Annotated in this window: 21 protein-coding genes; 11 read left to right on the plus strand and 10 right to left on the minus strand. The window is 56.1% G+C overall.

Translation table 11 applies throughout. The features are described 5' to 3' along the window. Nucleotides 1–9 precede the first annotated feature (9 nt). The 5 genes from AC0TN7_RS15635 to AC0TN7_RS15655 form a co-directional block, all read right to left on the minus strand. Nucleotides 10–504 carry a putative pterin-binding protein gene (locus AC0TN7_RS15635; protein WP_024909477.1) on the minus strand — a complete coding sequence of 165 codons (495 nt, stop codon included), beginning with the start codon at nucleotides 502–504 and terminating at the stop codon, nucleotides 10–12. A gap of 400 nt (nucleotides 505–904) precedes the next feature. Continuing rightward, nucleotides 905–1,492, minus strand: a complete 588-nt coding sequence (locus AC0TN7_RS15640) for a cytochrome b (protein WP_024909479.1) — start codon at nucleotides 1,490–1,492, stop codon at nucleotides 905–907. Continuing rightward, nucleotides 1,489–2,562 (minus strand): catalase family peroxidase, encoded by a 1,074-nt coding sequence (locus AC0TN7_RS15645; protein ID WP_267217163.1) that lies wholly within the window; start codon nucleotides 2,560–2,562, stop codon nucleotides 1,489–1,491. Before AC0TN7_RS15645 ends, AC0TN7_RS15640 begins: the two co-directional genes overlap by 4 nt. 162 nt (nucleotides 2,563–2,724) lie before the next feature. Continuing rightward, nucleotides 2,725–3,336, minus strand: a complete 612-nt coding sequence (locus AC0TN7_RS15650) for a flavin reductase family protein (protein WP_024906763.1) — start codon at nucleotides 3,334–3,336, stop codon at nucleotides 2,725–2,727. A gap of 217 nt (nucleotides 3,337–3,553) precedes the next feature. Beyond that, nucleotides 3,554–4,759: an L-dopachrome tautomerase-related protein gene (locus AC0TN7_RS15655; RefSeq protein ID WP_024906764.1), complete on the minus strand. Its 1,206-nt coding sequence runs from the start codon at nucleotides 4,757–4,759 to the stop codon at nucleotides 3,554–3,556. 109 nt (nucleotides 4,760–4,868) lie between these two features. Here AC0TN7_RS15655 and AC0TN7_RS15660 point away from each other — a divergent pair, with 109 nt between their 5' ends. Together AC0TN7_RS15660 and AC0TN7_RS15665 are read left to right on the plus strand one after the other, a co-directional pair. Further along, nucleotides 4,869–5,768, plus strand: a complete 900-nt coding sequence (locus AC0TN7_RS15660) for a LysR family transcriptional regulator (RefSeq protein ID WP_023293192.1) — start codon at nucleotides 4,869–4,871, stop codon at nucleotides 5,766–5,768. 16 nt (nucleotides 5,769–5,784) lie between these two features. Further along, the gene (locus AC0TN7_RS15665; RefSeq protein WP_024906765.1) at nucleotides 5,785–6,294 is read left to right on the plus strand and encodes a hypothetical protein; all 510 of its coding nucleotides are present in this window, start codon (nucleotides 5,785–5,787) and stop codon (nucleotides 6,292–6,294) included. A gap of 31 nt (nucleotides 6,295–6,325) precedes the next feature. On the opposite strand, the gene AC0TN7_RS15670 is transcribed toward AC0TN7_RS15665, so the two are convergent. Both AC0TN7_RS15670 and AC0TN7_RS15675 read right to left on the minus strand, forming a co-directional pair. Beyond that, entirely contained in the window at nucleotides 6,326–8,110 is a 1,785-nt protein-coding gene (locus AC0TN7_RS15670; RefSeq protein ID WP_473702260.1) for a GGDEF domain-containing protein, read from the minus strand. A 120-nt stretch (nucleotides 8,111–8,230) separates the two neighbouring features. After that, nucleotides 8,231–9,340, minus strand: a complete 1,110-nt coding sequence (locus AC0TN7_RS15675; protein ID WP_024906767.1) for an AI-2E family transporter — start codon at nucleotides 9,338–9,340, stop codon at nucleotides 8,231–8,233. A gap of 363 nt (nucleotides 9,341–9,703) precedes the next feature. On the opposite strand from AC0TN7_RS15675, the gene mmuP reads away from it, so the two are divergent. From mmuP to tauD, 6 genes are all read left to right on the plus strand, one after another. Beyond that, nucleotides 9,704–11,104 carry an S-methylmethionine permease gene (gene mmuP / locus AC0TN7_RS15680; RefSeq protein WP_008503244.1) on the plus strand — a complete coding sequence of 467 codons (1,401 nt, stop codon included), beginning with the start codon at nucleotides 9,704–9,706 and terminating at the stop codon, nucleotides 11,102–11,104. Continuing rightward, the gene (gene mmuM, locus AC0TN7_RS15685; protein WP_024906768.1) at nucleotides 11,091–12,023 is read left to right on the plus strand and encodes a homocysteine S-methyltransferase; all 933 of its coding nucleotides are present in this window, start codon (nucleotides 11,091–11,093) and stop codon (nucleotides 12,021–12,023) included. The genes mmuP and mmuM overlap by 14 nt, the downstream gene beginning before the upstream one ends. Nucleotides 12,024–12,235: 212 nt before the next feature. Next, nucleotides 12,236–13,198 (plus strand): taurine ABC transporter substrate-binding protein, encoded by a 963-nt coding sequence (tauA, locus tag AC0TN7_RS15690; RefSeq protein ID WP_001018397.1) that lies wholly within the window; start codon nucleotides 12,236–12,238, stop codon nucleotides 13,196–13,198. A 10-nt stretch (nucleotides 13,199–13,208) separates the two neighbouring features. Beyond that, nucleotides 13,209–13,976: a taurine ABC transporter ATP-binding subunit gene (gene tauB, locus AC0TN7_RS15695; RefSeq protein WP_024906770.1), complete on the plus strand. Its 768-nt coding sequence runs from the start codon at nucleotides 13,209–13,211 to the stop codon at nucleotides 13,974–13,976. Next, nucleotides 13,973–14,800, plus strand: a complete 828-nt coding sequence (gene tauC / locus AC0TN7_RS15700; RefSeq protein WP_048225831.1) for a taurine ABC transporter permease TauC — start codon at nucleotides 13,973–13,975, stop codon at nucleotides 14,798–14,800. The genes tauB and tauC overlap by 4 nt, the downstream gene beginning before the upstream one ends. Beyond that, the gene (gene tauD, locus AC0TN7_RS15705; protein ID WP_463727020.1) at nucleotides 14,797–15,648 is read left to right on the plus strand and encodes a taurine dioxygenase; all 852 of its coding nucleotides are present in this window, start codon (nucleotides 14,797–14,799) and stop codon (nucleotides 15,646–15,648) included. The genes tauC and tauD overlap by 4 nt, the downstream gene beginning before the upstream one ends. A gap of 69 nt (nucleotides 15,649–15,717) precedes the next feature. On the opposite strand, the gene olsF is transcribed toward tauD, so the two are convergent. Further along, nucleotides 15,718–17,442, minus strand: a complete 1,725-nt coding sequence (gene olsF / locus AC0TN7_RS15710; protein ID WP_473702261.1) for a bifunctional ornithine lipid synthase OlsF — start codon at nucleotides 17,440–17,442, stop codon at nucleotides 15,718–15,720. 72 nt (nucleotides 17,443–17,514) lie between these two features. Next, nucleotides 17,515–18,489: a porphobilinogen synthase gene (gene hemB / locus AC0TN7_RS15715; RefSeq protein WP_023334658.1), complete on the minus strand. Its 975-nt coding sequence runs from the start codon at nucleotides 18,487–18,489 to the stop codon at nucleotides 17,515–17,517. A gap of 451 nt (nucleotides 18,490–18,940) precedes the next feature. Between hemB and AC0TN7_RS15720 the strand changes: the two genes are divergently transcribed. Then, a complete protein-coding gene (locus AC0TN7_RS15720) occupies nucleotides 18,941–21,715 on the plus strand; it encodes an autotransporter outer membrane beta-barrel domain-containing protein (protein WP_473702262.1) in 2,775 nt (924 codons plus the stop codon). Nucleotides 21,716–21,810: 95 nt separating this feature from the next. Next, nucleotides 21,811–22,434: a helix-turn-helix domain-containing protein gene (locus AC0TN7_RS15725; RefSeq protein ID WP_148768969.1), complete on the plus strand. Its 624-nt coding sequence runs from the start codon at nucleotides 21,811–21,813 to the stop codon at nucleotides 22,432–22,434. A gap of 2 nt (nucleotides 22,435–22,436) precedes the next feature. On the opposite strand, the gene ampH is transcribed toward AC0TN7_RS15725, so the two are convergent. Next, nucleotides 22,437–23,597, minus strand: a complete 1,161-nt coding sequence (gene ampH / locus AC0TN7_RS15730) for a D-alanyl-D-alanine-carboxypeptidase/endopeptidase AmpH (protein WP_024906778.1) — start codon at nucleotides 23,595–23,597, stop codon at nucleotides 22,437–22,439. Between the two features lie 204 nt (nucleotides 23,598–23,801). On the opposite strand from ampH, the gene AC0TN7_RS15735 reads away from it, so the two are divergent. After that, on the plus strand, nucleotides 23,802–24,335 hold the full coding sequence (locus AC0TN7_RS15735) for an isochorismatase family protein (protein ID WP_048990428.1): 534 nt from the start codon (nucleotides 23,802–23,804) through the stop codon (nucleotides 24,333–24,335). Nucleotides 24,336–24,408: the final 73 nt, after the last annotated feature.

The raw sequence follows: 24,408 nt of genomic DNA on the forward strand, positions 1-24,408 counted from the left end.
CCTGAACGACTACTCAATCTTCATTTTGCTTACCTGCCATGCTGATCGTGAGTAATAAATCTGATTATTCAACTCAGGAAGACTGTCATAGGGGTATACAATGAACGATGGGCCTTTATCGCGGATGCGCATATATTCGCCATTGACCTTTAAGGCAAGGATGGCGTTGTATTTTTTAAAGTCGCTGAGAGGGATGACGGTTGAGTAATCATTGAGCGCAATAACATTAACGTTCGTACCTTTTGCACCCACATAATCCATGAGCTTGCTCATGGGGACACCCTCAAACTTCGTACGACCGTTATACCAGGGTGAAGTCGTCTCGAAACTCACTACTCCGAGTTTTTCAAGGCTGGCGAGATCAAACACTGCTTTTCCATTTTCATTGGTATTTTCTATATTACCGTAAATCGTTAAAATGGGTTTACCAACTGGTTTTGGCAGGTCGCCAGCCCAGGTTACACTTTGTACCAGACAGCATAACAACAGTAGGGTTAATCGCATTTTGACCTCCACCTTTTTAACAGAAGTATAAGAATTATAATTTAGATATCACACGAGTTGATATATTTTGTTGGGGAGTAGGGGGTTTTATCGTTTTTATTGATGTAAACTCATTTTAATCAATGAGTTAGGTGTTGTGAGTGTCAGGGTGTTTGATACTAGAGCGACGCTTAACTTTTTGATAAAAGCTAAAATTGCGGCCATAAATGCTCTTCTGTTTAAAAAATAACCGCTTTAATTGAGAGATATTATCTTCCACGATAATTGCGGGGTGTCCGTGGCTTTTTGGCGCGCGAATCTGGCGACGAAATACGCGCCCCGGTTGTGTGCGCTGTTTCAGGATGATGATGATAAGCGAGGACACGAACATTCTGATTGTGCGTGTCCCCTACCGCTTGCCTTACTTCACGTCATCCCGGATGGCTGACGCCGACTTACCCCCTTTCGCCATGCTGGCAAACACTGTGTCCCGGTAGATCCACGCATGAACGAGTGCGGCGGAGAGATGGACCAGCACCACGGCAAAAAGCAACTTTGCCAGAAGTCTATGGGCGTCGTGGCACCAGGCATAGAGTGCTGGACTGGTCGGGACAATCGCCGGCAGGTTGACGCCATCAAACATGACAATTGGCAGGCCCGCTGCCGACAGCTGCGCCCAGCCCAGCAGAGGCATTGCCAGCATTAACCCATACAGCATCCAGTGTGATGCCTTTGCGGCAAGCACCTGCCAGACGGGCAAATCGGCAGGAAGTGGGGGCGTGCGGCTCAGGAGCCGGTTGACCAGACGAACCAGTGCCAGCAGTAAAATGGCGATACCCAGAGGCCGGTGGAGGTCGATTAACCAAATCCGATGATGTAACGACGTCATCATCGCGGCACCGATGAAAAGCATGGCCAGGATCATCACCGCCATCAGCCAGTGCAGGGTTCGCGCCAGGGTATTGAAATGCTGCGGCGCGTGCGCTCGCATATCTTTATTTGAGCTCATTTTACCTCCTGCTTTTGCACGGCTTCGGTGGCCTTGCCGTAGCCGATTTCCCGCTCACGGCGGCTGAAAGAGTGGGAGTAGGCAGCGGAGCGGGCGTTTAAGATGGGATCATCAGACACCGCAACGCCTGCGGGAACGACAGAAGGATCAAAGTTAACGTCGCGGCACGCACCTGTGGATTGTGCTTCGACCCGCGTCACTTCCAGCGTGCCGGCTACCACCTTTTTGCGATCGTCCGGCCACGGCTGGGATGGGTCATCCACCGGATCGCCCGGCTGTGCGAGCTGCAAAACGTAATCCCAGTAGAGTGGCTTCTGCGCCAGGCGCTGACGCAGGTTCTCGAACAGGAAGTTGTCATCGGCTTTCTGTCGTTGCTCATCGTTTATCGACAGGAAAGGCTCGTGCGGACGCATCATCCAGCGAACGGCCTGGCGATCCCCCTGCGCGTTCACAAGGTAAAAGGCGTTAATGCTGTAAAACGTCGCGCCTGCGAAGCTGCCGGGCGCGGGTTTTTGTGCCGCCCATTTAAGGTATTTCTCCGCCTCCGGGTACGCTTTTAAAAAGTCTGCCAGAAGCTGCGGATCCGGTTTTCCGGTGGCCACATCAACGGCCGTGGCTTTTCGCAAGGCCAGAAAACCTTCCGGGCTGTGCGTGGCGAAGAAAGGCTCGTTGTTCATCGCCATCCGCCATTGTTGCTTGTCATCTGTCTTCAGCAGCAGCGCCATGCTCAGGGTTTTGGTCGTACTATCCGGGGCATGCGGATCGCCAGTACCAATAGAGAATCGACCCACCACGGGCACTTCCTGCTGTGAGAAGAGGCGGGAGGTTGAAAGAGAAACCGCCGAGCCGTTTGGCGTAAAGGTGCCGGCAAAGCAGATGCCTTTTCCATGCGCGCGGCGAAAACCCGGCGGGAAGGGTTTCGGTGTTTCCCCTACCAGTGCCTGGCTGACCGTGCGTGAACCAAGCCAGCCCGCCGTCCATGCAAAAGCAGATGCTAATGTACCGGCGACAACGGCGATTGCAGCCAGCGCGCCCCAGGTTTTTTTGGACCTCAAATCCAGTTTCGACATAGACGTTTTTCCAGAACAAAATATCTTCATCTGTTATGCGCAACGTATTGCGCGTGACAGGTGTTAATACAGTGGCGAATATGGCTCGAGTATAGGAACTAAGGGGCGTAAAGAAAGAATATCACGAAAAGTTTAAACCTTTCCGCTGTCAAAAAGTCCGGGTTACTCATCGTGTCGGAAGTTGTGACCGAGTCGGTGACCCAGCGAGAAATAGTGGCGAAATAGATAATAGAGGGGGTTCCATTTCTCCACATTAAATTTTACTCCTCTCTGAGTATGAATTAATAATGCCTCAGATATGTGGACGCAGGTTATCGTGGCATCAACGGACACCAGGTTTCCCTGCGAACCGGTCAGGAGCGATATCCCGCAAACCTTAGCCTCTATTTGTACAGGACACTCTTTAATTCTCAACGAGTTAATCGTTACCGCCTTTTCCTTATGGAAATTCCCGCAGCTAAATTTGTCCTGTTCAAAAACATATCCCATCTTTTTCTTCCATTCCGGTGGCGATGCTTTTCCCGTTTTATTTGCGATAGCTTCAATATTCTGCCAGAGCCTACTGTCCGGTATGTTCAGAACAATATCGGGGTTACCCGTGATATTTTCATAACATTTTCCGGAGGTGCCAAGCCCGAACACGATATTCCGGTCAAGGATCCACCACGAGGAGACCGGGCTCAGGTTGGTTGAACCGTCAGGATTTTGGCTGGAGATAATGGCGACCGGTGTACCAAAATATAAAGAAGCAAAATCGACCTGCTGGGTTTTCATTTTATCATCCTCTGATTAAAGGAGACCCAGTCTACGTTGTGCAAACGTGCGTTACTTCGGTGAAGCGCGAAGTAAAACGCGCCTCACGGAATTTCCAGGAGCGCAATGTTAACCACTTCTTTCTGAGCAGGGGGAAGACATCACGTTCAGCCTTTAAGGAAATAAGAACGTGTGAAATTATGAGCCCATATATGCAGGTCTCCTGGTTTACTTGCCCTTATTTTTGTAAAGCATCGAGACGCAAGCGCCACAAATCATAGCGTTCTTCTCCCGGTTTAACGGTTCCCGCGAAGTGGTCATTGAGGCGACTCGAGGTAAATACCAGGTCTCCGTTCGGACGGATTGCCGGCGTGTCTGGCCAGCGCACCTCTTCGCTTGCCGCAATGAGCGACATGGAATGGGTTTCAGGATCGTATCTGACGATACCATTGCGTGTGACATCGGTAATGTAGAGGTTACCTTTTACATCTGTCACCATTCCGTCGGTGTTGCCCCCCACGCGTCCCAGATCGCGGATCTGCCCGGCGATTTGCGCATTGGTTGACGCAGGCTGCCTCAGTATCGCGGTCGGTACCGCATAGGCGCGCGTGCCGGTTGTCACCGTCCAGTACAGCATGCCCGCATCGGGTGAAAGCGCAATGCCATTGATACCAATCAGTAATGGTTTACCAGGCCAGACTTCAGTCCCGTGCGAGACGACGTTAACGCCTGGCTCAATCTGCAGCGCAGGGTGACGATCGAGCACGCGCCGGGCCGTACCGGTAGCGAAATCGACGATAATTAGTCCCACCTGGTTTTCAGGCGCACTCCGCGAGCCGCTGTCGGAGATATAGGCGACACGGCGGTTCTCATCGACCACCACATCATTAAGAAAGCTGGCCTTGCGGTCCGCTACGCCGTCCAGGGCGATGCGTTTGATGGTGCGGCCAGAGTGGAGATCCAGTACGACCAGTTTCTGCGCCCCCACGGGGGACTCTGTTTCGCCTGCAACAAACCCCATGTCCAGCGCCCATAGCCAGCCGTTTTTACGGTCAATATAAAAACCGAGCACGTTGCGCAGGCTCTGAGCCGGATCGGTGTTCACCGCATTCCCCTCGCGGGAGGGAAACGCCGTCAGGCGGGCAGGGCCAGACTGCGCCGTCGTATCCAGAATGCTTAACGTGGCGGGTGCTGCGGCGGAAACCAGCCGGGGCGTGCTGACAAAGGCCCGGTCCATTGCATCAAAGTGGATACCTGCAATAGGGGCATTGACCGAACCGGAAAACGTCGCAGGTATCTTTCCGTCTTGAGCGGTATCCCAGCTCACGCCGGCGTAGCTTCGCCAGCGCTCCAGAGGCGGGTGGTTCGCCGCGTTGACAATACTCGAGAAAGGGAACAACGCCGCCATTGCGATGGCGGGCAGAATATGGGGACGGTTGAACATTGACAGACTCCAGTGGAACGTTCAGGTGATGAATGCTGGCCACTTTACTCATTGCCCAACGGGAGATAAATTAGCCAAATTGAAAAACATTTGTTCCTGAGAGAGCAAAATGAGCCGGAAATTCGATTACCTCGGCGACGTTGAAGTCTTCATTGCTGTGGTTGAGCACGGCTCATTTACGGGCGCAGCTGTTGCCCTTTCAACCACCCCTTCGGTACTGAGCCGCGCGGTCACCCGTCTGGAAGCGCGTCTTGGACGGCAACTTTTACAGCGCACGACGCGCCGGGTGGGGCTGACTGAAGCCGGACGCGTCTATCTTGAGCAGGCTCGCTCAGCGTTTTCTCTGCTCGATGACGCCGAACGCGTTGGCCGGGGTCAGGAGGGCGATCTGACCGGTCGCGTGAGAATGAGTGTCCCGACCACCTATGCCCACTACCGCTTGCCGCCGCTGCTGGCGCACTATAATCAACGCTACCCACGCGTACAGGTGGAGCTGAACATTACCAATCGCAACGTTGACCTGATCGCTGAGGGGTTCGATCTGGCGATCCGTCTGGGACAGTTGCCTGACAGTGGACTTGTGGCGCGTAAGCTGGAAGACGCGGCATTGCTTCTGGTCGCCTCTCCGGACTACCTGCATCGGAGAGGAAAGCCTCAGACGCTGGAAGAGCTGCAGCGCCATCAGTGCCTGCCGTTTATCATGCCGCGCACCGGGCGCATCGCCCCCTGGGTATTTCATGATGAAGGGCGCGATATTGACTGGTTGCCGGGTTCAACCATCGAAATATCAGACGATGTACTCGGCGTGGTTTCGCTGGCGGAGCAGGGGATGGGGATCTGCCAGAGCTATGAATTTATCGTTCGCGACAGAATACAGGGCGGCCAGTTAGTTGAGGTGCTGCCGCACCTTCGGGGACGATCGCGACCTTTCTCCGTGCTGTTTGCCCCGCACCGGCGTCAGTCAGCAGCCACCCGGGCAATGATTGACCTTCTGACCCGACAAGAATGACAAGGACGAGTCCACCATGAAAAAAGCGCGTTTTTCCTTTTGGATCCCACTCATCGTGAGCGGGATAGCACTGATATCGGGTTTTGTGGTCTGGTCAGTCAACATTTACCGCGTGACATACCTTTCGATCCGCGGGGAGCAGTACCTTGCCTGTGGGGCGTTGCTGCTGGCGCTGGTGCCGATGGTCTATTTCATCAGAAAGGGGAGACTGAAAGGTAAGCGCCTTGCTGGCGCGGTAAAAATCTACCTCGGCTTCTTTATTTGCAGCCTGCCGGTTGCCATGTTCGTGGTCTTTACAACGGCCTGGCTGCTGGAGGGGGACTATTCGGCCTGGAGCAAACCTTACCGGTATGAGTCCAGTACCCGCCACAGCTGCTCGGGTGCGGAAGTCTACGAGCCGGAATTAAAGAAGGAGATCCGCATCTGTAACCCGCAGGGTGACGTTTATTCCGATACCACCCTGTATGTGGAAAAGCGGAGCAATGCCCTGGGGATTGTGGTGCTTTGGGCTATCACGCGCGCCTGAACCGGGGAAAGTCAGGGCGCGAGAATTAGCGTCAGCCCGCCTCCAGCATCCCAAAACTCACAATCCGCGAGCGGCCCAGCTCTTTCGCCCGGTACAAGGCCACATCCGCGGCGCGCAACAGGTTGTCGGTCTGGGCATGCTGTGGGTAGCTGGCAATCCCAATCGACACGTCCACCGGCCCAATCTCGGTCAGCCCGTAGCGAAGCGACAGCTCATGCACGCCGGTGTAAATCTTCTGCGCGCAGGCGTACGCTTCTGCTTCATCGGCACCGGAAAGCAGCACCAGAAACTCCTCGCCGCCGTAGCGGAATGCCAGTCCGTTGTCATGTGCGGCCCGCTGAACAATTGACGCCACGCTTTTGATCACCAGATCGCCCGCTTCATGGCCGAACCGATCGTTAATGCTCTTGAAGTGGTCGATATCAATCATCATGCAGCTTAACGGTACGCCAGTGCGTATCGCCTGTGCCGTTTGGGTTTGCAGGGTATCTTCCAGATGATGACGATTACGCAGGCCGGTGAGCGGATCAAACAACGCTTTTTCCAGCAACGCGTCGCGCAGACGCTGGTTGGCCAGCGCCAGCCCGAGCGCCTCGGCCATCAGCTCCAGATACGCGCGGGAAGGGGCATTGTCCGCCGTGATATTCTGGAAGGAGAGCAGGCCAATGGCCTCGCCCTGAGCGATAAGCGGCACGCAAAGCGCGCTTTCCGCCTGGGATGCCGGAAGATGGTAGCAGGCAATATCCGGCTCACCGTTCACCGGCGGGTGACTTTGCCCGCGTCGCACGGCCCAGCACTCGTCCGGATGGAATGTCGTCTCTTCACCAACCGGCGAAAGCCACTGCGCGACGCAGCGCATCTGCCACGGCTCGCGGTCAAGGACGTAGAGCCGGCCCGCGATCCCCGGTGCGATATTGGGGGCAAACAGCTCCGCCACGTTAATCACATCGTTAAAGTTCTCACACCCCTGCAGCCGCTGGGTCATGCGCGCCAGCAGCTCGCGGATGGCCCAGTCGGCATCGCGCTCTTTTTCCAGACGCTGTCGTGCCAGGCCGTTTTCACGGAAGATGCTGATGGCCTGGGCCATATCGCCTATCTCATCGATCTGGTTGAAATTGGGCGTTTCAACCGCGTAATCCTGGGATGCCAGACGGTGCACCACGTCGCTCAGGCGCACCACGGGACGCAGCACGCGGCGTTTCAATATAAAGCCGAGCACAAACAGGAACAGCAGGGCGGTCAGGCCGACCGTCAGCTCAGAGGCGGTACGCAGCGCTTTCGATTTTTTTGTCGCATCTTTAACGGAGCCGATAACGCGCTTGTCCAGTATCTGGCGAAAGTGATCGATCTGATTCTGCGCGCGATCCAGCTCCTGCTCATAGGGCTGACCATAGAGTAAGGCAACGGCCTGGGCGTCTTCTCCGCGTTCAAGGCTGGCGAGGGCGGTTTGCTGTTCGTCCTGCAGCTCATCGATGATTTTTATGCCTTCGCGCAGCAGGGAGAGCTCATCATCCGATGCGCCGTTGTCCCGCAGTTTTTCCAGCCGTATTTCAATGTTCTTAAGGTAATTCTCTGACTGATTGTATTCTTTTAACGTTTGGGGATCTTTTTTGATGACATAGAGGCGTGCTAAATCGGACTGTGCCCAGGCGTCTGTCTCAACATCCTCTGTGAGCTGATCAAATCGCTGTCGCTGTTCAACGGCTTGGCGCTCTGCCGTGTCAGCATTGGATGCCAACAGCATGATAATGCCGGAGGCGATGGTCAGGCAGACCGTGGCACCATAGGCCCAGTTTGTTATCGTCGCGATTCGCACCAGATGATCCTTTTACGACATGAGTAGGATGGCGTTCTTTAAATTATAGAAAACGTTTGATTTAAGGCGTAAAAAAAAGGCGGCACAGCGCCGCCTGGTGTGGTCTTTATCGTCACGTCCTTACAAATCTGGAGGGTTTTTTCCTTCTTCGATGAAATCGGGGTCCAGCTCTTCGGCGTTACCTTCGTGATCGCGCCCTGAGAAGAGGTTCCAGCAGGCGATAAACAGCGCGGCGATGAGTGGCCCAATCACAAAACCGTTAATGCCGTACAGCTCCATGCCGCCGAGGGTGGAGATCAGAATCAGGTAGTCCGGCATTTTGGTGTCTTTCCCCACCAGCAGCGGGCGCAGGATATTGTCCACCAGCCCGACGACGATCACGAAGAAGCCGACAATAAACAGCCCCTGCCAGATCTGGTGCGTGGCGAACAGGAAGATGGCGGCGGGCACCCAGACAATCGCCGAGCCGATGGCGGGCACCAGAGAGAGGAACGCCATCAATGCGCCCCAGAGCACGCTGCCGTCAATACCCGCAATAGCAAACGCAATCCCGCCGAGTATGCCCTGAACCACGGCCACTGCCGCCGTCCCTTTTACCGTGGCGCGCGACACGCCGACAAATTTGGCGAACAGGTGCTGCTTGGCGAAATCAGACAGCGGTAAGGAGTCGAGGATCTGGCGCACCAGATACGGGCCGTCTTTCAGCAGGAAGAACAGCAGATACAGCATGATGCCGAAGCTAATCGCAAAGCCAAACGTTCCCTTGCCAATCAGAAACGCGCTGCCGGCGAGATACTGTCCGCCCTGCAGGGCGACATCGGAGAGTTTTTTCTGGATCTGCGCCGCGTTGGTCAGGTTGTGATCCGCGAGGAAACCGCTGGCCCAGTCAGGCAGGTGGTTGAAGATGCTCGCCACCACTTCCGGGAACTGGGTGTTGTTCTCCTGTAGTTTGGTGTAAACCACGTTCAGCTCAATGGCGAGCGAGGAGAGGATCACCATCAGCGGGATAAAGACGATTAGGCAGATAATACCGATGGTCAACAGCGAGGCCAGCCCGTTGCGATCCCCCAGCGCGGCGCGCAGCTTGTTTTTTACCGGGTTGAAGATGACGGTCAGAATGGCGGCCCACAGTATCGCGGAGAAGTAGGGCGACAGCACGTCGAAGAAGGCCCAGGTCACAAGGGCGAGAATGAAAATAAAGAAACCTTTAGTCAGTCCGTTAAAGCGCATCAGTCAGTCCTGGTTACTCATAAACTGTGTCGACTATAGAACTGATTGTGAGAATTACCAACCTTGCATCGGGTGGCGGCTGCGCCTTACCCGTCCCGCGGGCAGTGTTACGGTATGACTTCGCGCTTTACGGATACCACTTTCGACTGACCGAAGAGCGCCTTTTCCCGCACCATGCTGTAAGTATCTGCTTGCGGAGGTGCTTATGGCCTGGCGTCCGATTCTCTATGTGATCCTCACAACCCACCCCAGACTCAGCGCGCGGCGCGCCCGTTTGCGTCTGGTCATCTAGCTTTTTATTAACAATCGCGGTATAACACACCTTCTTTGGATGTTTAGATGTCCATACGTATAGAAGGTAATATGCAAACACAACAAGAAAATGGGCAGCTTAAGCGCACCATGAAAACACGCCACCTGATTATGCTCTCGCTGGGTGGCGTGATTGGGACAGGGTTATTCTTCAATACCGGCTACATCATTTCCACGACCGGGGCGGCGGGCACGCTGCTGGCGTACCTGATAGGCGCCCTGGTGGTCTGGCTGGTGATGCAATGTCTGGGCGAGCTCTCCGTGGCGATGCCGGAAACCGGCGCGTTCCACGTCTATGCCGCCCGCTATCTTGGCCCGGCGACGGGCTACACCGTGGCGTGGCTCTACTGGCTCACCTGGACGGTGGCGCTCGGGTCGAGCTTTACCGCCGCCGGGTTCTGCATGCAGTACTGGTTCCCGCAGGTGCCCGTCTGGGCGTGGTGCGTGGTCTTCTGCGTGGTGATTTTTGGCCTGAACGTCATCTCAACGCGCTTCTTTGCGGAAGGCGAGTTCTGGTTCTCCCTGGTGAAAGTCATCACCATCATCGCTTTCATTATTCTTGGCGGCGCGGCGGTCTTTGGCTTTATCCCGATGCAGGACGGTTCACCCGCGCCGGGCTTAAGCAACATCACCGCCGAGGGCTGGTTCCCGCACGGCGGCCTGCCGATCCTGATGACCATGGTGGCGGTGAACTTTGCCTTCTCCGGGACCGAGCTTATCGGCATCGCGGCGGGGGAAACGGAAAATCCGCACAAGGTCATCCCGGTCGCGATCCGCACCACCATTGCGCGCCTGATTATCTTCTTTATCGGCACCGTGTTTGTGCTGGCGGCGCTGATCCCGATGCAGCAGGCCGGGGTAGAAAAAAGCCCGTTCGTGCTGGTGTTCGAAAAGGTTGGTATTCCTTACGCGGCGGATATCTTTAACTTTGTGATTTTGACGGCGATCCTCTCGGCGGCGAACTCCGGGCTGTACGCCTCCGGGCGCATGCTGTGGTCGCTCTCTAATGAGAAAACGCTCCCGCGCTGCTTTGCCCGCGTGAACAAAAACGGCGTGCCGCTGACGGCGCTCTCGGTCTCTATGCTCGGCGGCGTGCTGGCGCTATTCTCAAGCGTCGTGGCACCGGACACGGTGTTTGTCGCGCTCTCGGCGATTTCTGGCTTTGCGGTGGTGGCCGTCTGGATCAGCATCTGCGCGTCGCACTTCGTTTTCCGTCGTCGTCATCTGCAGTCCGGTCAGCCGCTCTCTGCGCTGCAGTACCGCGCGCCGTGGTATCCGCTGGTGCCGGTGCTCGGTTTTATCCTCTGCGTGGTGGCCTGTGTCGGCCTGTGGTTTGACCCAAGCCAGCGCATTGCCCTTTATTGCGGGATTCCGTTTGTCGCCCTGTGTTATGGTGCCTACTATCTGACCCGAAATATGACATCGCAGGAGCCCGAACATGTCGCAGAATAATCCGCTTACCGCCCTCCTTGAAAAGCAGCCGTTTGTGGTGCTGGATGGCGCGATGGCGACGGAGCTGGAAGCGCGCGGCTGTAACCTGGCAGACAGCCTCTGGTCTGCCAAAGTGCTGATGGAAAACCCTGAGCTTATCCGCGAAGTGCATCTTGATTATTACCGCGCGGGCGCGCAGGTGGCGATCACCGCCAGCTATCAGGCCACGCCTGCGGGTTTTGCGGCGCGCGGCCTGGACGAGGCGCAGTCCCGGGCGCTGATTGGCAGAAGCGTGGAGCTGGCGCGTAAGGCGCGCGAAGCGTATCTGGCTGAAAATCCGCATGCGGGCACGCTGCTGGTGGCGGGCTCCGTTGGGCCGTACGGCGCCTATCTGGCGGATGGCTCGGAGTATCGCGGCGACTACGTGCGCAGTGCGGAAGCATTCACCGACTTCCACCGCCCGCGCGTGGAAGCGCTGCTGGATGCGGGCGCTGACCTCCTGGCCTGCGAAACCCTACCGTCCTTTGAGGAGATTAAGGCGCTGGCGGCGTTGCTGTCTGAATATCCCCGCGCCCGGGCGTGGTTCTCCTTTACCCTGCGCGACAGCGAGCACCTGAGCGACGGTACGCCCCTGCGTGACGTGGTCAGCGCGCTGGCCGACTTTCCGCATATCGTCGCGCTGGGGATTAACTGTATCGCACTGGAAAACACCACGGCGGCGCTGAAGCACCTGCAAAGCCTGACGTCGCTGCCGCTGGTGGTTTACCCGAACTCGGGCGAGCATTATGACGCGGTAACCAAAACCTGGCATCACCACGGCGAAGCGTGCGAGACGCTGGCAGGGTATCTGCCCCAGTGGCTGGACGCCGGAGCGAAGCTGATTGGCGGCTGCTGTCGGACCACGCCGAAGGATATTGCTGAGCTGAACGCGCAGCGCTGAGTGCTTTGCCGGGTGGCGGCTGCGCCTTACCCGGCCTACGGATCGCTGACCCTCTCCCACGGGGAGAGGGAAAAAAACAACCGCACAAAACCAACTATCCTTTCCCGCTTTTTATCTAAAAACGAATCGTTATGAGCGATTCATTTTTATTCCTTTATCAAAATTCTCGCGTTGGAAATACTGCCCTCATAACAACAAGGGGAGCAGGCACTATGGCAATTTCATCGCGAATCACACTTCTCGGCGCACTGGCGCTGTGGGCATTTCAGGCGCAGGCGGTGGACGTCACCGTCGCGTATCAAACTTCTGCGGAACCGGCGAAAGTCGCGCAGGCGGACAACACCTTTGCCAAAGAGAGCGGCGCGAAAGTCGACTGGCGCAAGTTCGACAGCGGGGCCTCCGTCGTGCGTGCGTTAGCCTCCGGCGACGTGCAGATCGGCAATATCGGCTCCAGCCCGCTGGCGGTCGCGGCCAGCCAGCAGGTGCCGATTGAGGTGTTTCTGCTCGCCTCGCAGCTCGGTAACTCTGAAGCGCTGGTGGTGAAGAAAAACATCACCAAACCGGAAGACCTGATCGGCAAACGCATCGCCGTGCCGTTTATCTCAACCACCCACTACAGCCTGCTGGCGGCGCTCAAACACTGGGGCATCAAGCCGGGGCAGGTACAAATTATCAACCTCCAGCCGCCGGCGATTATCGCGGCCTGGCAGCGCGGCGATATAGACGGGGCCTATGTGTGGGCACCGGCCGTGAACGAGCTGGAAAAAGACGGCACCGTGCTGACCGACTCCGAAAAGGTGGGACAGTGGGGCGCGCCAACGCTCGACGTGTGGGTCGTGCGTAAAGACTTCGCCGAGAAACATCCTGAGGTGGTGAAAGCCTTCGCGAAAAGCGCGATTGACGCCCAGCAGCCGTACATCAGTAACCCGGATGAATGGCTGAAGCAGCCCGCCAACCTGGAAAAACTCTCCCGCCTGAGCGGCGTGCCGGAAGCGGACGTGCCGGGGCTGGTGAAGGGCAATACCTATCTGACCCCCGCGCAGCAGGTGCAGCAGCTGACCGGGCCGGTAAACAAAGCGATTGTTGATACCGCCACCTTCCTGAAAGAGCAGGGCAAAGTGCCCGCGGTAGCGACGGATTACAGCCAGTACGTGACCGATCGTTTTGTGAAATAAGGAGTCCGCCATGCTGAATATTACAAATCTGTCTGCTGATTACGGTGGCAAACCCGCGCTGGAGGAGATCAACCTGACGCTGGACAGCGGTGAACTGCTGGTGGTGCTGGGTCCGTCCGGGTGCGGAAAAACCACGCTGCTGAATCTGATCGCCGGGTTTGTCCCTTATCAGCATGGCACCATTCAACTGGAAGGCAAAAAGGTGGAAGGCCCCGGCGCCGAGCGCGGCGTGGTCTTCCAGAATGAAGGCCTGCTCCCGTGGCGCAACGTGCAGGAAAACGTGGCGTTTGGGCTGCAGCTTGCGGGCATCAATCGTGAACAGCGGCTGGAAACCGCGCGGGCGATGCTGAAAAAAGTGGGGCTGGAAGGCGCGGAAAAACGCTATATCTGGCAGCTTTCCGGCGGCCAGCGACAGCGTGTCGGGATTGCCCGCGCGCTGGCAGCGAATCCGCAGCTGTTGCTGCTGGACGAGCCGTTCGGGGCGCTCGACGCCTTCACCCGCGAGCAGATGCAAACCCTGCTCCTGCGCCTGTGGCATGAGACGGGCAAGCAGGTGCTGTTGATTACCCACGATATCGAAGAGGCGGTGTTTATGGCCACCGAGCTGGTGCTGCTCTCGCCGGGGCCGGGCCGCGTGCTGGAGCGCTTACCGCTGGATTTCGCCCGCCGCTACGTCGCGGGGGAACCCGTGCGCAGCATCAAATCCGATCCGCTGTTTATCGAACAGCGTGAGTACGTTTTAAGCCGCGTGTTTGAACAGCGGGAGGCCTTCTCATGAGCATCGTCTTCAGTGAAAAAACGCGCCGCACGCGTCTGGCGCTGCGCTGGCCTTTCTCACGTCAAATCACGTTGAGCGTCGGTACGCTGCTGGTGCTGCTGGCGGTGTGGTGGGCAGTTGCTGCCCTGCAGTGGGTCAGCCCGCTGTTTCTGCCGCCGCCGGGACAGGTGCTGGCCAAACTCATTACTATCGCCGGGCCGCAGGGCTTTATGGATGCCACGCTCTGGCAGCACTTAGGTGCCAGCCTGGCGCGCATTCTGGTGGCGCTGCTGGCGGCGGTGATTATCGGGATACCGGTCGGGATCGCGATGGGCTTAAGCCCGACGGTGCGCGGCATCCTTGACCCGCTGATTGAGCTTTACCGCCCGGTGCCGCCGCTGGCCTATCTGCCGCTGATGGTGATCTGGTTCGGCATCGGGGAAACGTCAAAAATCCTGCTGATCTATCTGGCGATTTTCGCCCCGGTTGCCATGTCGGCGCTGGCGGGCGTGAAGAGCGCCCAGCAGGTGCGGATCCGCGCGGCGCAGTCGCTGGGAGCCAGCCGTACGCAGGTGCTGCTGTTCGTGATTTTACCGGGCGCACTGCCGGAGATTTTAACCGGGCTGCGCATCGGCCTTGGCGTGGGCTGGTCCACGCTGGTGGCGGCGGAGCTGATTGCGGCCACGCGCGGACTTGGGTTTATGGTGCAGTCGGCGGGAGAGTTCCTGGCGACTGACGTGGTGCTGGCAGGAATCGCGGTGATCGCCGCGATCGCCTTCGGATTAGAACTGGGGCTGCGCGCGTTACAACGCCGTCTGACGCCCTGGCATGGAGAAATACAATGAGTGAACGTCTGACCATCACCCCGCTGGGGCCGTACATTGGTGCACAGGTGTCGGGCCTGGATGTGACCCGTCCGCTGAGCGATAACCAGTTCGAGCAGCTGTACCACGCGGTGCTGCGCCATCAGGTGGTGTTCCTGCGCGAGCAGGCGATCACCCCGCAGCAGCAGCGCGCGCTGGCCCTGCGCTTTGGCGATCTGCATATCCACCCGGTCTATCCGCATGCGGAAGGGGTGGAGGAGATTATCGTCCTCGACACCCACAACGATAACCCGCCGGATAACGATAACTGGCATACCGACGTGACCTTTATCGAGACGCCGCCTGCCGGAGCCATTCTGGCGGCGAAGCTGCTGCCGGAAACCGGCGGCGATACGCTGTGGACCAGCGGGATTGCGGCGTATGAGGCGCTCTCCGCGCCGTTCCGGACGCTACTGAGCGGGCTGCGGGCGGAGCACGACTTCAAAAAATCGTTCCCGGAGTACAAGTACCGTAAAACCGAAGAGGAACATCAGCGCTGGCAGGAGGCTGTGGCGAAACATCCTCCGCTGCTGCACCCGGTGGTGCGGACCCATCCGGTGACGGGCAAACAGGCGCTGTTTGTGAACGAAGGGTTCACCACGCGCATCGTGGACGTGACGGAAAAAGAGAGTGAGGCGCTGTTAGGTTTCCTGTTTGCGCATATCACCAAGCCGGAGTTTCAGGTGCGCTGGCGCTGGCAGGAGAACGATCTGGCGATCTGGGATAACCGCGTAACGCAGCATTATGCCAATGCGGACTATCTGCCGCAGCGCCGGATTATGCAGCGGGCGACGATTTTGGGCGATAAGCCGTTTTATCGTGCTCCTTGATCCCCTCACCCTAACCCTCTCCCCAAAGGGGCGAGGGGACTGCCCGGTGCGATTTTCACCCTCTCCCTTTTAGGGAGAGGGTAGGGGTGAGGGTATTAAATGCGCCTCAATATACCGCTGATAGCGGTTCGCCTTCAGGTAACACAAATCCACCAGCACCAGCCCGTCAACGCAGTTGTTGAACGCCGGGTCGCTGCCAAAATCAATAAACTGTACGCCGCCGGGCTCGCACAGTTCGGAATATTGCTTGTAGAGCGGTGGAATACCGCAGCCAAGATTGCCGAGCAGGGACTTCAGCTTCGTCAGATCGTCCACGTAATCCACGCCGCCAAACTGTGCCAGCACGTCCGGCAGGGAGGCGGGATACGGCTGGCGCGAGGCGGCAAGCGGATGCGTCGCCGGGAACCACAGGCGGTAAAAGGCGACCAGCAGATCCCGCGCGGCAGGCGGTAAGCCACCGGAAATGGAGACCGGGCCAAACAGGTAGCGGTAGTGCGGATAACGCGCCAGATAGGCCCCAATGCCGGACCATAAATAGTCCAGGCCGCGGCGCCCCCAGTAGCGCGGCTGAATAAAGCTGCGCCCCAGCTCAATACCGTGCTCCAGCACGTCCTGCATTTTGTCGTCGTAGTGGAAGAGGCTATAGCTGTACAACCCCTCAACGCCGCGCTTTTCGATCTGCATGGCCGTCGGCATAAAGCGATAGGCCCCGACGATCTCCAGATCGTCCTCATCCCACAGGATCAGGTGCAGATAATCATCGTCGTAGCTGTCGGTGTCCCGGCGTTTGCCGCTCCCTTCCTCCACCGCGCGAAAGGCAATCTCGCGCAGGCGGCCCAGCTCGCGCAGCAGCGGGACGTCTTCCTGACCGTTACGCTGCCAGAGATAGATGGTTTTACCGTCGCTGGTTTTGCCCAGACATTCGGCCTGCGCCAGCGCGCGTTTCAGGGTAGCCCGATCTTCCGGACGGGCAATCGCGCACTGGGTTTTAAAGACGCCGGGCACTCCCTTGCCAAGACGCATCACGTGCTGACGGCACTGCTCGGCCATCTCACGCGACGAAAGGGTGGCGCTGTGCCAGTGATGCCACGCAATCTGCTGGCCGATTTTGATCGGCAGCTGGCTATGGCGGCGGCGGAACATCTGCTGCATCAGCAACAGCATCGACAGCGTCGGGGAGACCAGCGTGCTGGCATAAAAGAGCAGGCTGTTATGCGCCTGAACATGCACCGGCAGCAACGGGGCGCGCAGCTTGCCGGCGAGTTTAATAAAGCCGGATTGCCATTTTTTATCGCGAATACCTTTGCGCGTGGGGCGGGACACTTCGCCTGCCGGGAAGAAGATCAGCACGCCCGCGTTTTGCAGATGCTGTTCCATCTGCACCAGGGATGTTTTCGCTGTCCTGCCGCCCATATTGTCCACCGGAATAAACAGCGAGCTGAGGGGCTCAAGGTGGGTCAGCATCCGGTTGGTCACGACTTTAACATCGCGCCGCACGCGGGAGACGGCATACAGCAGCGCCAGTCCGTCCAGCGTACCCGTCGGGTGGTTGGCAATGATGACCAGCGGGCCATGTTCGGGGATTTGTTCAAGATCGCGGGCGGAAACGGTGCAGAGAATATCAAGGTGTTCCAGAACTTGCTCCACCATATCCAGGCCTTTCAGGTGGCGGTGTGCTGCGGCAAATTGCTGAAATTCGTCTTCGTAAAACAGTCTTTTTAACAGACTTTTTTGCCAGGGTGCAGGCCTCGCCTGAGGCCAAAGATCGTCGAGAACGCTATCGAGGCTAAACATGATTACTCCTCCTGCCGTCTTGCGAAGACAGTAGAAGGAGCAGATGTCGGTTGTATTGCAGTTTGGTGAAGATTAGCGGAGGATTTTTTTCTCGGCCAGATCCAGCGCGAAGTAGCTGAAGATCAGATCCGCGCCCGCGCGTTTGATCGCCCCCAGGCTTTCCAGGATCACTTTCTCTTCATCAATGGCACCCGCCAGGGCGGCGAATTTGATCATCGCGTACTCACCGCTCACCTGATAAGCGCCCAGCGGCAGCTCGGTGCGCTCGCGGATATCGCGCAGGATATCAAGGTACGCGCCAGCCGGTTTCACCATCAGGCAGTCTGCGCCCTGGGCTTCATCAAGCAGGGATTCACGAATCGCTTCCCGACGGTTCAGCGGGTTCATCTGATAGGTTTTACGATCGCCTTTCAGCGCCGTGCCCGCCGCTTCACGGAACGGGCCGTAGAAGGAGGAGGCGAATTTGGTGGAGTAAGACATGATGGCGGTGTCGGTAAAGCCCGCCGCGTCCAGCGCCTGACGAATCGCCTGAACCTGTCCGTCCATTGCCGCAGATGGGGCGATGAAGTCTGCACCGGCCGCGGCCGCGACGACAGCCTGCTTGCCAAGGTTCAGCAGGGTGGCATCGTTATCCACGCCGTGATCGCACAGCACGCCGCAGTGGCCGTGTGAGGTGTATTCGCAGAAACAGGTATCGGACATGACGATCATTTCCGGCACGGTCTCTTTGCAGATGCGGGACATGCGGGCGACGAGGCCATCTTCTTTCCACGCGTCGCTGCCGGTGGCATCGGTATGGTGTGAGATGCCGAAGGTCATCACCGAGCGGATCCCCGCGTTGGCGATGCGTTCAATCTCACGCGCCAGATATTTCTCCGGAATGCGCATGACGCCCGGCATGGCTTCGATGGCTTTGTAGTCATCGATCTCTTCTTCGACAAAAATCGGCAACACCAGATCGTTTAAGGTCAGGGTTGTCTCTTCAAACATAGCGCGCAGTGCAGGTGACTTGCGCAGGCGGCGTGGGCGTGCAATTAAATCGGTCATGGTATGCCTGATGTTTGTGGAACAAAGAAGGCTAGTGTACCTCAAAGTGAAGACGGGTGTTTTACTAAAGTGGGCATTTTGCTTTTTGCGAAATGCGGCAGGTCAGGTTTCATTTCATCAATATTTAATACAGGTTAGTATATTACTGATAGGGGGTAAGGTATTCGTGTTGTTTCTATATTAAGTGGGATGCATCATTAAAAATGATCTATTATTTGTTGTTATATATTTCTCCTTCGCTTGTCTGTATTTTAACGTTTTGTTTTTATAATATTTATCTTGAGTGAACCCTGCGTTTGTTGTTTTTGATGTGTTATTGGTCTGGATACGGACTTAATGGAAACATTCATTGAACCTTTTCGAAATGAAACTGCATAATTCCCTCCGCAATTAAATATTGCAAATTCATTGATGGACAAACTTGCTTACGTCCCTGAGGAGGGATGACCCAATGCAAACATGGAAAAAGAAACTCGTTGTATCTCAACTTGCATTAGCCTGCACCCTGGCTATCGCTTCTCAGGCCAGTGCGAAGGATATTTCCGGTACAACTTATAATACCTTCGGATACGATAATACAGCGTCCACACCCTGGTATTATGGCTATGCCGACTGGGATTACTCAGACGTTACCCACGACGGTGATATTTATCCGGTGATTAATAAATCCACCGTGAATGGTATTATTTCAACATACTATCTGGATGATGGTATCAATGGTCGGGCTAATGCATTAAGCATTTCCAACAGTACCATTAATGGCATGATTACCTCTGAGTGTATGACCACCTCGTGTGCTGATGGTATAGATACCGACGGCACGACCCATTCTCAGTACGATCGTTTTAGCCTGACCGTTGATCACTCCACCATTAACGACACCTATGAGCATTATGCTTACAATGTGGTAAATGGCGATAATACCGAAACCCACTATCTTGATACCTATGGGTTGGGCAATGCAATTACCCTGGATGTTGAATCGGATATTGTTATCCAGAATAACTCTCACGTCGCGGGTATTACCCTGACGCAGGGGTATCAGGAGCTGGATAATACCCCGTACGACGGTGTTGAAGGCGTAGCCAACAGCAGCAACGTCTTTACCGACACGCTACTGGTGAAAGATTCGGTACTGACTTCTGGTGCGTACAGCGATTTAGGTACCAGCGGATTCTACGGTCAAACCGCGAAGCCGAGCGACTATGGTGAAACCAACGCGACAGCGGCAGATGATGCGGCGCTGATTGTGGCCGCCAGCGCGTCTGATAACGCGATGCAGACCAGCGCCACGTTCGATCACTCCACCGTGACTGGCGACATTCTTTTCTCCAGTACCTTCGACAACAACTTCTACCCGAACGGCGATCCGGCAACGGATACCAGTGCAGACGGTGTCTATAACCCAACCACCAACGGCTGGGACGGTACCGATAAGCTTGACGTTACTCTGACCAATGGCAGCAAATGGGTTGGTGCAGCGCAGTCGAGCGTCGAGGCTATCGGCACGGCGCAGATGTATGGCCTGGGCTACAGCAACGTAGACTGGAGCGCTCTGTCTCCAAACAGCATTTGGCCGGACTCCACCTATGACAGCAACGGACATGTTGCGGGCGAAGCGGTGTATCAGAGCGGTCTCTTTAACATCACGCTGGATAACGGCTCCGAGTGGGATACCCGCAAGGTGTCTAACATCGACACGCTGGCGGTCAACAACCAGTCTCAGGTCAATGTTGAAAACTCAGGTTTGCTGGCGGATACCATCACCCTGACCAATGCTTCCTCATTGAATATCGGCGACAGCGGCGGCGTGGCCACCGACCATCTGTATCTGGACAGCTATAGCCGTGCGGCACTGACGGAAGAAACGGCCGATCTGTATGCCAACACCATCACCGTGGATAACGGCGCAGAGCTGGCGCTGGGGCTGGGACAGGTTGATACGCACAATATGGTACTGACCGATGGTGGTGTGCTGAACGTTGCCAGCCGTGATTACGTGCTGAACAGCGATCTGAACAACGCACGCTATATCACCAACGATAAGCACAATGCCGATTACGACTACGGCGTTGTGGCGATTAATTCTGATGGCCATCTGTCAGTGAACGGTGACGTCGCCGGTAACTACAAGGTCCGTATCGACAACGCGACCGGAGCCGGTTCCGTCGCCGATTACAAAAACAAAGAGATTATTCGCGTCTATGACAATAACGCGGATACTGCAGCCAGCTTTACTGCTGCAAACAAAGCCGATTTAGGTGCCTATACCTACCAGGCGCAGCAGCAGGGTGACGCCGTTGTCCTCCAGCAGAAAGCGCTGACCGACTACGCCAATATGGCGCTGAGCATCCCATCTGCCAACACCAACATCTGGAATCTGCAGCAGGATACCGTAGGTACGCGTCTGACCAACAGCCGTCACGGCCTGGCGGATAACGGCGGGGCGTGGGTGAGTTACTTCGGCGGTAACTTCGACGGCGACAATGGCGTTCTTAGCTACGATCAGGACGTGAGCGGTATTATGGTCGGTCTGGATACCCAGATTGACGGTAATAATGCGAAGTGGATCGTCGGTGGTGCGGCAGGTTTCGCGAAGGGGGATATCAGCGATCGTACCGGTCAGGTCGATCAGGACAGCCAGACGGCGATGATCTACGCGTCTGCGAAGTTCATGAACGATCTTTTCCTCGACAGCTCCCTGAGCTACACCCGCTTCAACAGCGATCTCTCTGCTAACATGAGCAACGGCCAGTATGTTGACGGCAACACCACCAATGACGCAGTTGGTTTTGGGCTGAAACTGGGCTATGACTGGAAACCAAACCTGTCCGGCTACGTCACACCATACGCAGCCGTGTCTGGCCTGTTCCAGTCTGGCGATGATTATCGTCTCAGCAATGACATGCGCATGGATGGGCAATCTTACGATAGCCTGCGTTATGAACTCGGTGTTGATACGGGTTATACCTTCAACTACGGTGGCGATCAGGCTCTGACGCCTTACTTCAAACTGGCCTACGTTTATGACGATGCCGATAACAATGCCGACATTAACGGTGACAGCATTGATAACGGCGTGAAAGGCTCCGCTGTGCGCGCAGGGCTGGGCACCCAGTTCAGCTTCACGAAGAACTTCAGTGCTTACACTGATGCCACTTATCTGGGCGGCGGCGACGTTGATCAGAACTGGGGGGCAAACCTGGGTGTGAAATATACCTGGTAATAAATAAAAGCGGGGGAGGCGTTACCTCCCCCCGCTTTTTACAGAAGTAATAAAAATAATATTGAACCGACAAATACGGATGCCTTGAGGTCTGCATGAAGGTTAATGCGAAACCACTTTCTGAATTACGCCGGCTCGAACAGTGTTTGAAATCAGCCAGTACCCCTTTTAAATCTGCTCCACAACAATTAATTACATCAGGGGAGTGCTATGAGCCCCGCACGACCGTATTCCAAACAGGCATAATCAAAATCTATCGCTGTTCAGATGAACTGCTTATGGGCATCGCAACAGCGCCTTTTATTTTGGGGCTGTCCAGCGTGATGATTAATCATAGTCAGGGATATAGAGTGGTTGCCAAAACATCCTGCACGGGTTTTTATTTGCCCACTGAAACCACCCGTCAACTTATACAACAGAACGCGCTATGGAAAGAGGCCTTCGGTTGGTTATCCTGGATAAATTACATTCTTGAGAAACGCGATATGCAGCTGGTGGGAAATAATTCCTATCATCAGATCCGCGCCATGCTGTTGAATATGGCGGAGTGGGATGAAACGTTGCGTTCAAAAATCGGTGTGATGAATCATATTCAACAAAGTACGCGTATTTCACGTTCAGTGGTTGCTGAGGTTCTCGCTGCCCTGCGGCAAGGTAACTACATCAATATGAGCCGGGGCAAGCTGGTCAGCATCAACCGCTTGCCCACGGAATATTAAGATCAGTTAGACGCGGTGAGCACCTGGGCTTTATTGGCGCTCAGTTCTGCCACCAGGTTATTAATCCCGTCACTCATATTGACGAAACGCGTATGCGGGGAGCGGGTGACCACCACAAACGCGCCCACGTTTGACTGCGGGATCATGGCCATATAGGTGATGAATCCACCGCCGCCGCCGGTTTTCTGAATAATACCCGGACGCCCATTTTTCGGCGCCATATAGACCCACCCCATGCCGAGCGCATCGGCTTTACCCGGCACGTCCATCCCGATGACGCGGTGCAGCTGAGTACGCTGATAAATCAGAGTCTGCATGCGATCGGCCTGGCTGGTGCGAGCGTAGAAATCTGAAGAAAGGAACTGCTGCATCCAGCGCATCATGTCGCCAGGCGTGGAGTAAACCCCGCCGCTGCCCACAGCCGCGAGCGTGTTATTACAGGGGCTGGCGCCTTTCTCTGCCACCATCAGGCGACGGCACTGATCCGGGGACGGGGTAAACGTGGTGTCTTTCATGCCGAGCGGACGGGTGATCTGCTCTTCAAACAGCTGCGTATAGGGTTTGCCAGCCGCCGTTGAGAGGGCATCCGCCAGCAGGTCGAACGCCAGGTTTGAATAAGAGGCCTGCGAGCCCGGTGCCGCTTTCAGAGTGGCGGTACTCAGATAGCTCCAGCGCTGGTCGCGCGTTGGCCAGACAAATACGTCACGATGCGCTGCTCCGCCTGGCTGCTCACGCGGCAGGGCGCTGGTGTGGGTTGCAAGGTTCACAAGCCGGATCGGCGTCCCCTGATACGTAGGTACCCGGGCACCTGGCGGCGCGTATTTGCTGAGCGGATCGTCAAGCTTCACCACGCCCTGGTCGAGCAGTTTCACCAGCATTTCGCTGGTCATCAACTTGGTTAAGGATGCGATGCGGATAACGGAATCCAGCTGCGGGTGAACGTTATTTCCCGGGCGCGTTTCGCCAAAGCTGCGGAACACACGCTGGTTGCCGTCGATGACGACCATCGCCATCCCGGTCGCGCCGCTGCCGTAATAGATAAGGTTCGCGTAGCGATCGGCAATATCTGAAGCTAAAACGGGTGCCGTCAGCGGTTGGGCTGCCTGGGCGGTAGAAAAGCTCACCGCACACAGCGCGGCAAAAGAGAGCAGACAACGTTTCAACGAAAAGCATCCATGAAGTGAATGAGGAAAGTAATGGGTATTTATACTACTAATCGGAACCGCGCAATGCCCCGAATTGCATAACGATAGCGAGAAAAACGTAACCATGGGTAAATATGAACAATTTACTTACGAGCCATCTCCCATTTTGTGACATCGGGCTTATGATAGGCACCAGTTTCACTCAATCTTACGGAGAACGGTATGTCTGAGAAGCGTGTGGTTATGGTTGTCGATATGCAGAACGGGGTATTTGAAACCCCTCGTCATCAGCGTGAAAAGTGTGTCTCTCTGATCAACCAGCTTACGCAGGCAGCCGACACGGTGATTTTTATTCAGCATACTGAGGCTGGTGGCCTGGAAGAGGGGAGTGAGGGGTTTGCACTACTGCCTGAACTCCATCAGCCTGCTGACGCGCTTTACGTGACCAAAACCGCCTGTGATGCCTTCTACAACACCGCGCTTGAGGCGCTGCTGCGTGAGCAGGGTATTCGCGAGTTTGTCATCTGCGGCTGCGCCACCGATTACTGCGTCGATGCGACGGTTAAGAACGGCGTCAGCCGGGGTTATCACATCACCGTGGCGGAAGATGCCCATACTACAGCCAATCGCCCGGCTGCTGAAGCACAGATCCTGATTAACCATCACAACGACGTCTGGCGTAACTTCATTGCGCCGGCGAATCCTCTCGCGGTGAAACGCACCGAAACAATTCTTGAAAACTGGAAAGCGAACTAATAATTAACGCTCGGGTCTGACCTTTTTGCCGGAGCCGGGAGGCTGGCTCGGGCAGGTTTTCGTGTGGTGACGT

It is taken from the genome of Enterobacter sp. PL_is511 (assembly GCF_055816065.1).

Coding starts and splice junctions, on each gene's coding strand:
- mmuP (WP_008503244.1), top strand. CDS start 9,704: ATGCAAACACAACAAGAAAATGGGCAGCTTAAGCGCACCATGAAAACA.
- AC0TN7_RS15725 (WP_148768969.1), top strand. CDS start 21,811: ATGAAGGTTAATGCGAAACCACTTTCTGAATTACGCCGGCTCGAACAG.
- AC0TN7_RS15635 (WP_024909477.1), bottom strand. CDS start 504: ATGCGATTAACCCTACTGTTGTTATGCTGTCTGGTACAAAGTGTAACC.
- AC0TN7_RS15640 (WP_024909479.1), bottom strand. CDS start 1,492: ATGAGCTCAAATAAAGATATGCGAGCGCACGCGCCGCAGCATTTCAAT.
- AC0TN7_RS15655 (WP_024906764.1), bottom strand. CDS start 4,759: ATGTTCAACCGTCCCCATATTCTGCCCGCCATCGCAATGGCGGCGTTG.
- tauB (WP_024906770.1), top strand. CDS start 13,209: ATGCTGAATATTACAAATCTGTCTGCTGATTACGGTGGCAAACCCGCG.
- tauC (WP_048225831.1), top strand. CDS start 13,973: ATGAGCATCGTCTTCAGTGAAAAAACGCGCCGCACGCGTCTGGCGCTG.
- AC0TN7_RS15735 (WP_048990428.1), top strand. CDS start 23,802: ATGTCTGAGAAGCGTGTGGTTATGGTTGTCGATATGCAGAACGGGGTA.
- AC0TN7_RS15645 (WP_267217163.1), bottom strand. CDS start 2,562: ATGTCGAAACTGGATTTGAGGTCCAAAAAAACCTGGGGCGCGCTGGCT.
- tauA (WP_001018397.1), top strand. CDS start 12,236: ATGGCAATTTCATCGCGAATCACACTTCTCGGCGCACTGGCGCTGTGG.
- AC0TN7_RS15720 (WP_473702262.1), top strand. CDS start 18,941: ATGCAAACATGGAAAAAGAAACTCGTTGTATCTCAACTTGCATTAGCC.
- tauD (WP_463727020.1), top strand. CDS start 14,797: ATGAGTGAACGTCTGACCATCACCCCGCTGGGGCCGTACATTGGTGCA.
- AC0TN7_RS15665 (WP_024906765.1), top strand. CDS start 5,785: ATGAAAAAAGCGCGTTTTTCCTTTTGGATCCCACTCATCGTGAGCGGG.
- olsF (WP_473702261.1), bottom strand. CDS start 17,442: ATGTTTAGCCTCGATAGCGTTCTCGACGATCTTTGGCCTCAGGCGAGG.
- mmuM (WP_024906768.1), top strand. CDS start 11,091: ATGTCGCAGAATAATCCGCTTACCGCCCTCCTTGAAAAGCAGCCGTTT.
- hemB (WP_023334658.1), bottom strand. CDS start 18,489: ATGACCGATTTAATTGCACGCCCACGCCGCCTGCGCAAGTCACCTGCA.
- AC0TN7_RS15675 (WP_024906767.1), bottom strand. CDS start 9,340: ATGCGCTTTAACGGACTGACTAAAGGTTTCTTTATTTTCATTCTCGCC.
- AC0TN7_RS15660 (WP_023293192.1), top strand. CDS start 4,869: ATGAGCCGGAAATTCGATTACCTCGGCGACGTTGAAGTCTTCATTGCT.
- AC0TN7_RS15650 (WP_024906763.1), bottom strand. CDS start 3,336: ATGAAAACCCAGCAGGTCGATTTTGCTTCTTTATATTTTGGTACACCG.